At 58.4% G+C, this 2,349-nt stretch carries 2 protein-coding genes; one reads left to right on the top strand and one right to left on the bottom strand.

Annotated elements, in window-relative coordinates; genetic code table 11:
* The coding region (locus D3H34_RS31830) for a DEAD/DEAH box helicase (RefSeq protein WP_167481316.1) at positions 1 to 800 on the top strand (800 nt) is incomplete at its 5' end.
* A gap of 54 nt (positions 801 to 854) precedes the next feature.
* Here the strand turns inward: D3H34_RS31830 and D3H34_RS34390 are convergent.
* A partial coding sequence (locus D3H34_RS34390) for a hypothetical protein (protein ID WP_167481315.1) occupies positions 855 to 2,349 on the bottom strand: 1,495 nt, incomplete at its 5' end.

The following is a 2,349-nucleotide window of genomic DNA, read 5'->3' as shown; positions in this document are numbered from 1 at the left end:
TCTACCAGTTTGCCGGAGTACCTGACGGGCGAAAAATCGGGGACAACTTCTTCACGGAAGAGCTTCCTTCGCTCGTCCAGGACGTTGCGGCAGAACTACCGTTGCAGTCCAAGTACGAAGCGATCATCGTGGACGAGGGCCAAGACTTCGGAGAACTCCGCTTGCTAGCATTGCTGGACATGCTCACTCCGGCAGGCCAATGGCTATTTTTCGCCGACTGGGAGCAGAACGTGTACAAGTTGACCAAGCAGGAGCCGATCGGCGCTGAGGTCACATTCAGGCTCTACCACAATTGCCGCAATACCCAGCTTGTAAACGCTGCAACCAATGGCTGCTGCGAACTTTCTGTCGTGCATATGCCTGGCGTTCCATTGGGTGTGGCCCCGCTTGTAAAGAAGGGGTGGGGCGCAACAGCTGCAGCCGCTGCATGGGCCGCTGCGCATGAGCTTGCCCCTGAGGGCGGGGCGATCTTCCTGTCGCCGTTCAAGCTGGAGAACTCCTGCTTGAAGTTGACCAAGCGCGCCCATGGCCTCGAGGTGACCGAAGACATTGCCTTGCTCGGAAAACCTGGCTTTGTTTACTTCTCCACTATCAGGTCGTTTAAAGGGCTTGAGGGAAAGAACGTAATCATGCTGCATGCCGATGTCCCTGGGCGGATTCCGGCACTTAGCTCTGATGACCTGTACGTCGCGTGCACGAGGGCGACTGGTCGCCTGGCTATCATGGCTGCTTCAGAGGAGGCGCTGCAGTGGTACTCGCAGCGGACGGGCCGTCTTTCAACAACGGAGCTCGCTTCTTGATACGTTTACTTATGCAGAGCCAGATTTTGGAACGGCCTGTGCGCGCTGCTCCCGCTAGATCGATAGCAGTTCTCGGACCCGTAAGTCCAGTTGCTCAAGATCTTTGGACTGTACGTTGCCTGCACTATTTGTGAGACCCCGCGCGATGCTGCCGATGGCAGCCATCTGCGCACTGGCCTCGTCGAACTTTGGGATGTTGAGGTACTCAGCAACGCTGGCACCTAGGCTGAGCTGTGCCGCATATGCAGACACTGCCTGGGCAATGGTAGGAGCGTTCAGGAAACCTGTCAGGTAGGCCGCCTCGGGCTCCGATTCGACCGGAATGAAGTAGAGCTTATGGTCAGGCACAACGGTCTTGTCGCCCGCGTGTTCGATTGACGCATTGCCGATGTAAGCCGCGGCGAAGGTGTTGCCCATCTCGCGCCAGAGTACCTTGAACGGGGCGAATGTGTAGGGGCCGGTGCTCCAAAGCGAATAAAATTCTTGTCCCCTCTGGAACCTTTTCAGGCTGGACCGCTGTTCGAGATGGCTTTTGAAGCGGTTGAGGAACTTGAATGTGTGCGGGCTTGCGGTCGGCAAGTCTGGGTCGCCATGCATGCCCCGTTGGGGAACAAGGATGCGGAGATCCATTTCTGGCACGGCATTGAACGGTGCAACGCCGCGGCCGCGCAGAAGTGGGAAGAGGTGCTCAGACTCTATCGTCGCGGTGATCTGGGGAATCCCCTTCGTCTTGCCGATGTCGGCCGCGTTTCGCACCGTTACCAGGTTGGCTCCAACTGCACCAGTGGCATGGACCCAGAAGATGCCGTTGCGGTCGGTTGTAATGCCTTTCCGTGCCTTGTACTCAGGCTTTGCGCCTGCCGCAAAAACCTTCGAGAACACGGCTTGGTCGTGCGCAGATCCGACGAGCCATGGACGCGTTCCATCGCCGCCTGGTACTGGTATCGCGGTTCCGTCAATGCGTTTGGCAGTACGGCGAAAATGCTCTGCCGAAGCGTAGGTCCGCTGGTTGCCGCTGCCGTTCGGATCTGTGGCCCATGAGCGGTAGGGAACAGGGAATGAAGTTGCTGCGTCCCGTTGGAGCATCAGGAACGTCGGGTGGTTGCTGACTCCGTCGAACGGCTTGATGTCCTGGTAGTCCTCAACCAGCAGGACGCGGCACTGTAAGCTACCGTTGTCGATCGAGAAGCGCCTGAAGCCGGCACTGGACTCGGTTGTGAATACTGATCCGGGTAGGAAGAAGCCCAGGCGCCCATCCCGCGCGAGGTAGTGCTTTACTGCCTGGTAGGTGATCACAGTCGAGATGTCCGACTCGATGCCGCCTACCCATTTGTCGGTGCTGAATACGCCGAGCCCCCGACAATGCTTCTGGATCGACTGGGCATAGTCCTTTGGCAGGTTGCTCCATTTGACCCATGGCGGGTTGCCGCAGATGTGGGAGGAGGGAGGGATCGCGCCGGCAGCAAAGCGGTCAGCCAGGATCGAGCACCAGATGCCATTCCATCCTTGGTCGTGGAGTTCGACCAAATTGCCGACCGTCGTGCTGACG

It is taken from the genome of Acidovorax cavernicola, assembly GCF_003581445.1.
The sequence above is the reverse complement of the archived record's forward strand: the minus strand, read 5'-3'. Positions and strand labels throughout refer to the sequence as shown.